Genomic DNA, 12,516 nt, shown 5'->3' with positions numbered 1-12,516 from the left:
TTTTTTCTTGGCGCTACATTGATAGTAATAACTTATTTGCCATGGGGATAAATGGTCTAAGGTACAATATGAATAGATGGTTTTATTTATTTACCGTTAAACCATTGCCAGAAAAATTTGCATCTTTTTGAAACAAGTTAAATATAATAGCTACTATGATTCGGAAAAAAATTTGGCTCTATGATACCACCCTCAGAGATGGCTCTCAACGGGAGGGAATTTCACTATCTCTTAATGATAAATTGCAAATTGTGCGCAAACTTGATGAGATGGGTATTCCTTTCATTGAGGGAGGGTGGCCGGGTGCTAATCCGAAGGATGTGCAGTTTTTTTGGCGTTTAAAGGAAGAGCCGTTGAAACAGGCTCAGGTAGTGGCGTTTTGCTCTACCCGTCGTCCCCACAAAAAAGCGGCAGAAGATCCGATGTTGAAGGCGATATTGGCGGCCAACACTCACTGGGTGACTATTTTTGGGAAGTCTTGGGATTTGCACGTTACGGAGGGTTTAAAAACTTCCCTCGATGAAAATATTGCTATGATTCAGGATAGTATCAGCTATCTAATTTCTCAGCAAAGGCAGGTGATATATGATGCGGAGCATTGGTTTGATGGTTATAAAGCAAATCCAGACTATGCTTTGGCTACCCTCCAAGGGGCGATCGCCTCAGGGGCTAAATGGTTAGTTTTTTGTGATACCAACGGAGGCACTTTACCCCACGAAATCGGGCAGATTGTAGGGGAGGTGGTGGATAAATTAAACCTTGATTTGGATGATCCAGACGCTGTGCAACTGGGGATTCATACCCATAATGATAGTGGTACAGCGGTGGCCAATGCGATCGCCTCTGTCCTAGAAGGGGCAACCATGGTACAGGGAACCATCAATGGCTATGGAGAAAGATGTGGTAACGCCAACCTTTGCACCCTTATCCCCAACCTACAACTAAAACTAAACTATCATTGCTTAGAACCCGAACAACTAACCCAACTAACCCCCAATAGCCGTTTAATTAGCGAAATAGTCAACCTTGCCCCCGATGACCATGCCCCCTTTGTGGGGCGTTCCGCCTTTGCCCATAAGGGCGGTATCCATGTGTCTGCCGTGGCTAGAAATCCCCTTACCTATGAACATATAGTCCCTGAGGCCATCGGTAATGAACGGCGTATCGTCATCTCAGATCAATCAGGATTGAGCAATGTACTTTCCAAAGCCCAAAACTTTGGCATTGATTTAGACAAAAATAACCCCAAATGTCGAGAAATTTTACAAAGACTGAAAACCCTTGAACATGAAGGCTATCAATTTGAAGCGGCAGAAGCCAGTTTTGAGCTTTTGATGCTCGAAGCCTTGGGTAAAAGAAAACAACTTTTTGAAATAAAAGGTTTTCAAGTTCACTCCGACATTACCATTACCGAACAAATACCCTATACCCACGCCCTCGCTACCATAAAATTAGTCATGGGCAACGAAGAATTGTTAGAAGTAGCCGAAGGAAATGGGCCCGTTAGCGCCCTTGATGCGGCCCTGCGCAAAGCCTTGGTAAAATTTTATCCCCAAATAGCTGGATTTTATCTTACTGATTATAAGGTTAGAATTTTAAACAGTACCGCAGGAACAAATGCCAAAACAAGGGTACTGGTAGAATCTACCAATGGGGCGCAAAGGTGGACTACGGTGGGAGTATCTACCAACATCATCGATGCCTCCTATCAAGCGGTGGTAGAAGGTTTAGAATATGGTATTAATCACCTTTTGCAAAACTCGGCTATTGTCATGGAAAGTTAATCCATTTATTCGCCGATTAACAATGTACAATGTACAAATCAAGGGAAAATCGAAAATTCAACTTTAATTGATTTTGTTTGTTGGCAACTATCAATTATTAATGGTTTTTCCCGCTCCCCTGTTCTATCTAAATAGAAATTCTATGTCCTCTTTACCCGTTACCACAAAACATCGTATTAACAGAATTCCCCAAATTCCCCATGTTTGGGAGGGGGATATTTTTCCCATTGGGGAGATGCTTGATAACCTAGAGCCTGAATTAAAAAGTAATGGTCAGTGTATTGTTTGGGTAGATGGCTCAGAAGGTTTTATTCGTACCATGGATGTGGTAAAAGGTAATACAGGACCAGAGGCTATGGTTAGGGCTTTATTAAAGGCGATCGAAAAACCTCAAAGCCCCGCAGAACCTGCTCGTCCCCATAAAGTGGTAGTCAGGGATAGGGAATTACAATTTTTCTTGCGCGGAGCATTACAGGGTTTAGACATTGACGTAGATTATCAGGGAGATTTACCCCTCCTTGATGAGTTATGGAACAACTTACAACAAGTTCAACCCCAAAAGGTGGGAAATATTCCTCCTCAACTATTAGAAAAACTAGAAGAAAGGGCGATCGCCCTTATGTGGGAACAAGCCCCCTGGACTCTCCTGGCAGAATATAACTTAATCGAAATCAAAATCAATGCCTACAACGTAGAATCATTGTACGCCTGTGTCATGGGCATGATGGGTCAAGAATTTGGAGTTATTTTCTATCGTTCCCTTGATTCCATGAAAAAATTTAGACTCATGGCAGGGGAAATAGGTGACAGTACCATGGAAGAAGGAGATATAGAAAGAGCCTTTTTGCAACAAGATTGCTGGTTTGTTAACTTTTCCCTTGATGACTCAGACTTTGACGAAGAAGACGAAGAGCAACAACTGTGGTACGAATTATTTCTCGCCGAAGCACAATATGATGTCCCTGTACAAGTGGTGTTTGGCAGTATCCATCCCTACGAAGGTATCCGCCCCCTAGTGGATGTGGAAGAATTAGATCCTCTCTATCTTGGTATAGAAGCCCTCGGCAAATTTGTTCAGAAAAATAAAAAACGCCTCGAAAAAGATCCAACCCAAAACATTTCCCATCAATATTCCATCAAACTTCCTTGGGGGAATAATAAACCTCATCCTGTCAAGGTGAGAACCATGCCAGAAGTCACCGCCGAGTTAGAAGCCATTGAAGGAAATTTGCATGATGATTTTGCTGAGGAGGAAGACACAGATATTATCTCCAGTGACTTATTCCCAGAGGATTGCGTAATTTCTTTTGCTTCTTTCCCAGAAGATATTATTAAATCCATTGAGGCAAAACCTTCGGTATGGGTTGATATGGAGGGAATAGAGTTCGAAAATGAGAATGACAAAATTCCCGTAATTATTATACAAACTACCCGCCCTAAAGGTAAGTTAGTAGTAGAACAGTTGATCAAAGAAGAAGGCATCGAGTATTTATTTTTCACGTCAGGGGAGGATCCTTTTTATGGTGGAACCTTTGACCTTCCCATGATTAAAACCCAAGGGGGAATTAATCATGTGATTGCAGAAATTGAACAGGAAGGGGAAACTTTTGCCAATACTGTTAAAAAATGGTCTCAAAAAACGAAAAAGTGGCAGGGTAAATGTGGGGTTGCGATCGCCATGGGTTCTACAGGGGTAAATAGAGGTAGTCCCAAAGAACAACATATATTAGCATTCTTTGCTACAGAGTTAGTTTCCAAAGAAAAGGCAGGATTAGATAAATTAGTTTTAAACATAGAAATGATGTAATAACGACATTTAAAAACTGTTATTTGGTTTACCTTAAAAGAAAGATCCCTAAAACTAAAGAAAAGCACTATACTAGAAATCCTTTAACTATATTTTACTTTCCCTAAACCCCTAGGGATAGTCAAAATTTGACTTAAAAATTTTTCCCTAAAAATTAATTCTCAATTACCCGTAGTTTATTGTCAATTGAACCAAAATAGCTTAATATTCACTATCAACCGTTAATCCCCATACTTCTGTGTCTATTTTTAACTCTAATTCTCTAGATCCCAAAACCATCAGCCAGAATTACCAATCTGGTAACTATACCAGTGTTTTAGCGTTAAAAGAAATGATCTCTAATCTCCATAGAGAGCAAAATAAAATTCAGAATTTATTAACATCCCTTAGTTTTGCCCTACGTAATTTTAATAATTTAAATCAGTTTTTAGAACTAACTCCCTTAATGGTGACTAGAGTTACTGACGCAGAAGGGGGAGCTTTAGTATTATATAAAGAAAATAATCAAGTAGAATTAGAGCAGTTTTATTGTCAAAATAATCTTTTGAGAGAAAGAATAAATCAAGATTTTTTGCAGGTTATTCAAGAAATAAATACCTATGAAACTAAGCATAAATCCAATGAACAATCATATCCAAAGTTAGCTTGTTTTCCCGTATTTGTGCAAGAAAAAATCCATAATCATTTCTCTGGTTATTTACAGATATATAGTAGTCCTGTGGTGAGTAAAAATGTTGAAAAAGGAAGATTATATGTTTTTAGTCACGAACCCGAATTTTCTTGGACTCAAAGCCGTAAAACCCTTACTCAGTTAGTTTCTGATCAGACCGCCGTGGCGATCGCCAATCATGAATTAACAGTAAAATTAATGTCCAAAGAAAGACAAGATCGAGAACTGGAAATCGCCTCAGAAATTCAAGTCAGACTATTACCCCGACAATGTCCCACCATCACAGGACTAGAACTCGCTGCCAAATGTGAAACCGCCGACAGAGTAGGGGGAGACTATTACGACTTTATCCCAGCCAACTACGATCAATGGGATCAAGATACCGAACAAGTACCCGATTCCCCCTGCCAATCATGGAGTATTGTCATTGGAGATGTCATGGGAAAAGGAGTACCCGCAGGACTAATTATGACCATGACGAGGGGAATGTTGAGAGCAGAAGTATTAAACCGTCACTCTCCCGCTAGGGTACTAAAACATCTAAATCGGGTTATGTATGCAGATCTCGACAATTCCCACCGCTTTGTAACTCTTTTCTACTCAGAATACGATCCCCGTAGTCATGCCCTCCGATATGCTAATGCCGCCCATAATCCCCCTCTTTACTGGAATGCCTCCACAAACAACGTCAGAAAACTAGATACCGAGGGAATGTTGGTAGGTTTACAACCCAACTCTAATTATGAAGATGATGAAGTTATATTGGGAGTTCATGACACTGTTTTATACTATACCGATGGTTTAACTGATGCCATTAATCAAAATAACCAAAGGTTTGATGAAGAAAATTTGGTCAACTCCTTTCAATATGCCTGTGAAAATTTTGACCATGCCCAAGAAATCCTCGATTATATTCTTGATGAAATCAAAAACTTTATTGGTGGTGGTCATTCCAATGTAGATGATATGACCATGATTATTTTACGCCATAAGCCATCTGCTGATTATTGCCCCTGTGATGAAGATTGTGCGTAAAGTCTGCATTATGGACTTTTCTCAAAAAACTTACTCCGATAGAAACGAAAAAAATCTTATTAATAAAAAGACGCAAATTTGTTTCCTGTACACCTTTTCGATTAAACTGAAGACTTAAGTTTTAAAGATAGAAAGAATATGCAAGATAAACTAATGTTGATGATTCCGGGACCTACTCCTGTTCCCGAAAGAGTCTTACTCGCCATGGCGCAACATCCCATAGGGCATCGTAGCGGTGATTTTAGTGCCATTATAGGAGAGCTTAATGATAATTTGAAATGGTTACATCAAACCACCAATGAGGTTTTAACCCTCTGTGTTTCTGGTACTGGAGCCATGGAAGCTGGTATCATCAATTTCTTGAGTGCTGGAGATTCTGTCTTAGTCGGCAATAATGGTAAATTTGGTGAGCGTTGGGCAATCATGAGCCGTAAATTCGGTTTAGAAGTAGAGGAAATTACTGCCGAATGGGGAAAACCATTAGATCCAGAAGCCTTTAGGGAAAAATTAGAAGCTGACACCGAGAAAAAAATTAAGGCTGTCATCATTACCCACTCCGAAACCTCCACAGGGGTGTTAAATGACCTTAAAACCATCAACAAACACGTTAAAGCCCATGGGGAAGCTCTGATCATTGTTGATGCTGTCACCAGCCTAGGAGCGGTGGATCTCAAAATTGATGAGTTGGCCCTGGATGTGGTGGCATCGGGTTCTCAGAAAGGATATATGATTCCCCCCGGATTGGGATTTATCTCGGTGAGTGATAAGGCATGGAAGGCTTATGAAACCGCTACTTTACCTAAGTTCTATTTAGATTTAGCTCCCTACAAAAAAGCTAATGCTAAAAATAGCTCTCCTTTTACTCCTCCTATTAATTTAATGTTTGCTCTCCAAGCATCTTTGCAGATGATGAAAGAGGAAGGGTTAGAAAATATCTTTGCTCGTCACAAGAGATTAACTCACCTCACCAGAGACAAAGTAAAAGCCTTGGGTTTACCTTTGTTTGCCCCTGATGATTGTGCTAGTTATGCGGTTACTGCCGTAGCCCCTGATAAGCATGATGCGGAAGCGATTCGCTCTACTATGCGCAAAAAATATGATATTGCCTTAGCAGGAGGACAAGATCACCTTAAAGGTAAAATTTTCCGTATCGGACACCTCGGATTTATGTCTGATCGTGATGTTTTAACTGCTATTTCAAGTCTTGAAGCTACTTTACAAGAGTTGGGTTAATGATAGATATTAAGGGCGATTTTTCTAGTTTATGGGGCGATCGCCCTTAGCCCCTAAAATACACACAATTTTAGTTGCATACAAAGTTAAGTTTCTGCTATAATTGTTAAGTGCAATTGGAGAGGTGGCTGAGCGGTTGAAAGCGGCTTCCTGCTAAGAAGTTGTGGGGTTTATAGCTCCACCGAGGGTTCGAATCCCTCCCTCTCCGTTTTAGAGTAATGAGTATTGATTATTGGAGAGAGGAGTGACTTCAATTATCAATTTATTGCTCCTTGGTGTTCTTTCCATTTCCTCAACAAAATAATACCAAATCCGATTAGTAAAGTTTACTATTGTCCACCGTGTAACAACTGACAATAAATAATTAATATCTTTTGCCTGTTCCCCACCCTAATTAGTATATTATTCAAACAGGATTTTGTATAAAAACCCATTTTTATCAAACCTCATTCCAAATTCTTCAAAGGTAATGATATGATGTTAAGAATATTTAAATTAGGGTCGAAAATTCTTCACCTCTAAGGAAAACTCTAGCTATTCTCAGGCTAGAATTTTTTATTTTTTGATTACTCAACCTTTACCAACCAGAGAAAGTGACTATAACCGAAACTCCCCTCCCTCCTAAGCAAGATCAACCTAATAATAATTCTTCTAACAACGATACAACAAAACGTCAAATGATTCTGATTATTGATTTTGGTTCACAATACTCCGAATTGATTGCCCGTCGCATACGAGAAACGGAAGTTTATTCTGAAGTAATTTCCTATCGCACCAGTGCAGAAAAACTCAAAGAACTTAACCCCAAGGGTATCATTTTATCTGGTGGTCCTAATTCTGTATATGATCAATATGCTCCTCAATGTGATCCCGAAATATGGAGTCTTGGCATTCCTGTTTTAGGGGTGTGTTACGGTATGCAACTAATGGTAAAACAGTTGGGGGGAGGAGTTGAAAGGGCAAAAAGAGGCGAATATGGTAAAGCTTCTTTGTTTATTGATGATCCTACCGATTTATTAACCAATGTGGACAATGGTTCGACTATGTGGATGAGCCATGGCGATTCTTGTACCCAATTACCAGAGGGGTTTTCAATTCTTGCCCATACAGAAAACACTCCCTGTGCGGCGATCGCCGAGCATGACAAAAAATTATTTGGGGTACAATTTCACCCAGAGGTAATCCATTCTGAATATGGCTCTGCCCTGATTCGTAACTTTGTTTATCATATCTGCGGTTGTGAACCCACTTGGACTACTCAAACATTTTTAGAACAATCCATTGCCGAGATTAGGGAAACTGTAGGAGATAAAAGGGTTTTATTGGCTCTTTCGGGAGGGGTTGACTCTTCTACCCTTGCTTTCTTACTCCATGAAGCCATCGGAGATCAATTAACTTGTATGTTTATTGACCAAGGGTTTATGCGTAAAGGGGAGCCTGAAAGGTTGGTGGAATTATTTAATGATCAATTCCATATCAATGTAGTATATGTCAATGGGCGCGATCGCTTCTTAGCCCAAATCGAAGGAGTAACCGACCCTGAAGAAAAACGCCGTAAAATCGGTCATGAATTCATCCAAGTATTTGAAGAAGAATCTACCCGTCTAGGACCTTTTGATTATCTTGCCCAAGGTACTCTTTATCCCGATGTTATTGAATCTGCCGATACCAATGTAGATCCCAAAACTGGGGAGAGAGTAGCTGTTAAAATTAAAAGTCATCATAATGTAGGTGGTTTACCTAAAAATCTTCGCTTTAAATTAGTTGAGCCTTTACGCAAACTATTTAAAGATGAAGTTCGTAAGTTGGGAAGAGCCATCAATTTACCAGAAGAGATTGTTTCTCGTCATCCTTTCCCCGGGCCTGGTTTAGCCATTCGTATCTTAGGGGAAGTTACTTCCGAAAAACTCAACATTCTTCGGGATGCTGATTTTGTAGTTAGGGATGAAATCAAAAAAGCGGGAATGTACCATGATTTTTGGCAAGCCTTTGCGGTACTTTTACCTGTAAAAAGTGTGGGAGTAATGGGTGACAAGCGCACCTATGCTTATCCCATTGTTTTAAGATTAATTACCAGTGAAGATGGTATGACCGCAGACTGGGCAAGACCTCCTTATGATTTACTCGAAACCATTTCTAACCGTATTGTTAATGAGGTTAAAGGCGTTAATCGAGTAGTTTATGATATTACTTCTAAACCCCCCGGAACTATCGAATGGGAATAGGTAATTAATTGATAATGGAGAATTGATAATTAAACTTTCATAGAATATACAATTTTCAATTCTCTCGAGAAAATATAGTCACCATTCCTCAATATAAAAAAATAAGGTCAAGGTTAAATCCTTGACCCTTTTTTTGTCGTGATTTCATTGTAAACTGAAACAATTGTCAGCTTAAAGAGGAGCAACTTCGATGGAAACTTCCGCGATTACCTCAGCGTGTAATTTGATTTGAGCTTTATAAGTTCCGATTCTTTTGATTTCGGGTAATTCAATGGCTTGACGTTCAATGTCCAAACCGGCACTGGTTTTGATAACTTCTACCACATCTTGGGTAGTTACAGTACCAAAAATTGCTTGATCTTCCCCTAATTGCTTACGGATAACAAAGTTGTTGATGGTTTGTAATGCAGTTTTGCGAGATTTTGCTTCTTCGAGAATGGCGGCTAAACGCTCGGCTTGTTTTGCTCTTCTTTGTTCTACTTGACGTAATACTCCAGCGGTGGCTAATACTCCGAATCCTTGGGGTACGATGTAGTTACGAGCATAACCAGGAGCAACTTCTACCACATCCCCTCTTTTACCTAATTTTGTTACATCTTTATTTAAGACTACTTGTAATCTTTTCGCCATATTAACCTCTTTTAGTTTATGAAATTCTTATAGTTAGCATATTTAGTCACAAATTACAATTATACAGTAATTTCTCAAACCATGGGAATTAATTATAAATACAAGGCAGAGCGAACGCATACTCAAGCAGATAAAATCTTAAGTAAGTAATCATTATCCCATCCTGCCTTAAGTCATTTTGCCTTTTTACCTCGAGAACAACTCTTTTCCTGATTTAACAAATTTAAGGCGATATGTCTTTTTCTCTGCTATTTTACTCTTGGACTATCTCTATATTTTCTCACCACAAACCTATGCCATCAACTTTTATTTTATGTTGTAATGGCTCTTATTTTTGTTGATGTTTTCCTAACTAACTATCAAGGTTTTTTTATTGATAGTATTCACGACATTTTGCTGGTAAATATTTTAATATTTCTTCTCTATCTTTATTCATATTCACGATTCTTTCTTCTTCATTTATTTTTGCTAGATATATTCCTTGAAAGCATTGGAATATCCATCTCATTGTTACTTTTTCTGTTCTTTTTCCTAATTGGTTTCTCAATCCTACTTTTCTTCTTTTTAATTCTTTTCTTATTTCTCGTTCACATTCTTTTTTGTCACACCACAATTTCTTAGATATTCTCTTTTTCTAGGGCGTGTCATCAATTAAGCCATATAGAACCCATTTGGTATCTAGTAGAATATTGAGATGAAAACATAGAGAAATAGAAGGATGGCATATTCTAGCAGTCTAGGTGATGAAGAATGGGAAGTAATCAAACCTCTGTTACCAAAAAAGAAACGAACTTGTCCACCAAAGTGGTCTAAAAGACAAATTTGGGATGGTATTTTTTATCAACTCAAAAATGGCTGTAATTGGTCTGATTTACCCAAGGATTTACCGCCTTATTCTACAGTTTACTGGCATTATAAAAACTGGAAAAAAGAGGGTATCTTTGAAATGGTGATGTGTGAGCTTCATAAGCAACTAAGGGAAAAAGTAAAAAAAAATCCACTTGGACTCGATTAATAATCATTGATTCTCAAGCAGTCGGGTAACTGTGAAGATACAATCTATTTATAACGAATTATCCAAACTTAATATTATAGTCACTTTACTTAAGTATGAACCAATCAAGGGTAAAATAATGGATGAAGTAATTATTTTTATATTTAAGTATAATGCCCCATGATATAGAATTAAGACAAAAAGTAATTGACTATGTAGAAAATAGAGGTAACGTAACAAAAGCATCGAGAATATTTGGAATATCAAGAGCATCAATATATAGATGGTTGAATAGAAAAGATTTAAGACCAACAGTGGTCAAAACTCGTCAAAGAAAATTAGATAAATCAGCACTATATGAAGATGTAGTGAAAAATCCAGATGATAAATTAATAGATAGAGCGAAAAAATTTGGAGTAACAATGTCAGCAATATCTCATGCATTCAAAAAAATGAACATAACAAGAAAAAAAAACAGTTACGTTATAGAGAAAGAAATAGAAAACAAAGAATAGAATACTTACAAAAATTAAGAGAATTAGTCAAAAAATACGGAAGTAAGAGTATGGTATTTATTGATGAGTCAGGATTTGAGGAAATAAGTACTTGCATTTATGGGTGGTCAAAAAAAGGAAAAAAAATTTATGATGAGAAACAAGGAAAACGAGGAAAAAGAGAAAATTTAGTAGCAGGAAGAAGAAAGAAAGAAAAAGATTTTATTGCTCCAATGATCTTTACAGGAAGTTTAAATGCAGAAAGTGTTGAATCATGGCTAAAAATGTATTTATTACCATCACTAAAACAATTTTCAATACTAATAATGGATAATGCACCAATCCACCGAAAAAATATGATAAAAGAATTAGTAGAAGAAGCAGGTCATCTAGTAATGTTTTTACCAACTTATTCACCAGATTTAAATGATATTGAACACGATTTTAGTGCTTTAAAAAGAGCAAAAATGTATAGCAATAGTACAATAACTTTATATGAAATAATTTATAATTATTGTACTAGCTAAATGTCTCAGTCTTATTTTGATTGACTATAAGATCAAGTTTGTTTGCTAATGTTTGCAGTAATTCAAGGCTAATATTTTCATAAATTAACCAGATATTATCGTCTTCTGTTTTGCTGTAACTAGGTAAAATTCCTCCTGCTAACACCAAAAATCGTTCATATAATTCTGGTAATCTTTGACTGTAAGGAATAGCTAAACGCCTCTTATTAACATCATATTTCCATTTAACATCATATTTCCATAAAATATTTTCATTATTTTTCTTTAAAGTTAAAAATCTTAAACCGTACCAATCCCCTTGTTTAAAATATTGCTTATCTCGATCGTAAAATAAAGTTGCAATCGGTTTTGTTGAAAAAGAATTGATAGCATCTAAAGATTTTTCTTGATTATGTTTGAACATTTGGTACATTCCCGTTTTATCTGGATTTAAACAGTCAGTAAAATCATTATTAACTAAATATTTCCAATCATATAAACTAGGTATAATACCTTGTACAGTCGGTAAATCATCAAACCATTGCTCAAAATTAGGTAGATTTTCTAATTGACAAATAGTTAAATCATAATAATAAATTACCAAATTATATCTGCTCTTAATCTCTTGAATAATATTTTTAACATCAAGACTGTGGTTAAATTTTATTTCTATGGTATAAGGAGCATTTTTTAAGGGGTGAGAACTATATATTATCTCACCATAGTTTATCAAAATTGATATTAACTTCTGGTTTCTTTGTCCACATAAAATAAATGTTTCTTCTTCTGAATTAGATAATATTTTTAGTAGAATACAGGGATTGATAAAACATTTTGCTCCATCATCAGATATTTCAACATGACCTAATAATTTTAATCTTCTGATAATTCTTTGAGGATTTACTAAATTTAATAACTCACAAGTTTGCTTAAATAATTGCCAACTACAATTACCAATGTTACTTAACCAGTATAGTAGATATTGATATTTTGTTTCTTCAGATTCATCAAGTAAATACGCAGGAGTAAAATCAAAGGTAAAAGGATTACTTTTGTAGCGAGGTAATAAAGTTATATAATTTGAGGGTCTATAAACCATTTTTTTCGTTGTATTTTTTTGTTACCTAAAAATAAAGTT

At 36.9% G+C, this 12,516-nt stretch carries 9 protein-coding genes, 1 tRNA gene and 1 pseudogene; 8 read left to right on the top strand and 3 right to left on the bottom strand.

What is annotated here, in order from left to right; all coding sequences use genetic code 11:
• Window positions 1-155 precede the first annotated feature (155 nt).
• The 6 genes from cimA to guaA all read left to right on the top strand — a co-directional run bounded on the left by cimA (window position 156) and on the right by guaA (window position 8,754).
• On the top strand, window positions 156-1,784 hold the full coding sequence (cimA, locus tag AA637_RS02730) for a citramalate synthase (RefSeq protein ID WP_446683795.1): 1,629 nt from the start codon (window positions 156-158) through the stop codon (window positions 1,782-1,784).
• Window positions 1,785-1,926: 142 nt separating this feature from the next.
• Complete coding sequence (locus AA637_RS02725; protein ID WP_446683794.1) at window positions 1,927-3,591, top strand: DUF6930 domain-containing protein; 1,665 nt, start codon at window positions 1,927-1,929, stop codon at window positions 3,589-3,591.
• A 238-nt stretch (window positions 3,592-3,829) separates the two neighbouring features.
• Window positions 3,830-5,296 (top strand): GAF domain-containing SpoIIE family protein phosphatase, encoded by a 1,467-nt coding sequence (locus AA637_RS02720; RefSeq protein ID WP_446683793.1) that lies wholly within the window; start codon window positions 3,830-3,832, stop codon window positions 5,294-5,296.
• A 138-nt stretch (window positions 5,297-5,434) separates the two neighbouring features.
• Complete coding sequence (locus tag AA637_RS02715; protein WP_446683792.1) at window positions 5,435-6,529, top strand: pyridoxal-phosphate-dependent aminotransferase family protein; 1,095 nt, start codon at window positions 5,435-5,437, stop codon at window positions 6,527-6,529.
• A 118-nt stretch (window positions 6,530-6,647) separates the two neighbouring features.
• Window positions 6,648-6,737, top strand: a tRNA-Ser gene (locus AA637_RS02710).
• Window positions 6,738-7,206: 469 nt separating this feature from the next.
• Window positions 7,207-8,754 (top strand): glutamine-hydrolyzing GMP synthase, encoded by a 1,548-nt coding sequence (guaA, locus tag AA637_RS02705; RefSeq protein ID WP_446684518.1) that lies wholly within the window; start codon window positions 7,207-7,209, stop codon window positions 8,752-8,754.
• Window positions 8,755-8,925: 171 nt separating this feature from the next.
• On the opposite strand, the gene rplI is transcribed toward guaA, so the two are convergent.
• Both rplI and AA637_RS02695 read right to left on the bottom strand, forming a co-directional pair.
• A complete protein-coding gene (gene rplI / locus AA637_RS02700) occupies window positions 8,926-9,384 on the bottom strand; it encodes a 50S ribosomal protein L9 (RefSeq protein ID WP_446683791.1) in 459 nt (152 codons plus the stop codon).
• 370 nt (window positions 9,385-9,754) lie between these two features.
• Window positions 9,755-9,997, bottom strand: coding sequence for a hypothetical protein (locus AA637_RS02695; RefSeq protein WP_446683790.1), 243 nt, complete (start codon window positions 9,995-9,997; stop codon window positions 9,755-9,757).
• Between the two features lie 105 nt (window positions 9,998-10,102).
• On the opposite strand from AA637_RS02695, the gene AA637_RS02690 reads away from it, so the two are divergent.
• Together AA637_RS02690 and AA637_RS02685 are read left to right on the top strand one after the other, a co-directional pair.
• On the top strand, window positions 10,103-10,399 hold the full coding sequence (locus AA637_RS02690; protein ID WP_446683789.1) for a transposase: 297 nt from the start codon (window positions 10,103-10,105) through the stop codon (window positions 10,397-10,399).
• A 152-nt stretch (window positions 10,400-10,551) separates the two neighbouring features.
• Window positions 10,552-11,399: pseudogene (locus tag AA637_RS02685) on the top strand (IS630 family transposase).
• On the opposite strand, the gene AA637_RS02680 reads toward AA637_RS02685, so the two are convergent.
• Entirely contained in the window at window positions 11,392-12,477 is a 1,086-nt protein-coding gene (locus AA637_RS02680) for a hypothetical protein (protein WP_446683788.1), read from the bottom strand. The pseudogene AA637_RS02685 and the gene AA637_RS02680 sit on opposite strands and share 8 nt — an antisense overlap.
• Between the last annotated feature and the right edge of the window lie 39 nt (window positions 12,478-12,516).

The sequence above is a fragment of the Cyanobacterium sp. HL-69 genome (assembly GCA_002813895.1).
Lineage (GTDB): Bacteria > Cyanobacteriota > Cyanobacteriia > Cyanobacteriales > Cyanobacteriaceae > Cyanobacterium.
This window is presented reverse-complemented; position numbering and strand designations above follow the sequence as displayed.